The sequence below is a fragment of the Geobacillus sp. G4 genome, from assembly GCF_040327975.1.
Classification (GTDB): domain Bacteria; phylum Bacillota; class Bacilli; order Bacillales; family Anoxybacillaceae; genus Geobacillus; species Geobacillus thermoleovorans.
Genome location: NZ_JBEPJY010000142.1, coordinates 1 through 238 on the forward strand (window position 1 = coordinate 1; position 238 = coordinate 238).

Consider the following 238-nt stretch of genomic DNA (forward strand, 5'->3'; position numbering starts at 1 on the left):
GTTGCACCGGTTGTTTGTACGGGCTGTCTTCGCGCTTCTTCCAATTGTTTTTTTAGTTTTTGATTTTCGAATACAAGTGTTTCAATCTCTTTATTGAAATTTTCATAATCCTTTATAATGATATCCAGAAATTTATCAACTTCCTCTTGATTATATCCACGCATACTCGTTTTAAATTCTTTTTCTAAAATATCCTTAGGTGTTAATTGAATATTGTTTGCTATCAAAGTTTTTCACC

At 30.7% G+C, this 238-nt stretch carries 1 protein-coding gene; it reads right to left on the reverse strand.

Translation table 11 applies throughout. The features are described 5' to 3' along the window. The coding region (gene gpsB / locus ABS784_RS17275; protein WP_352513439.1) for a cell division regulator GpsB at window positions 1-227 on the reverse strand (227 nt) is incomplete at its 3' end. Between the last annotated feature and the right edge of the window lie 11 nt (window positions 228-238).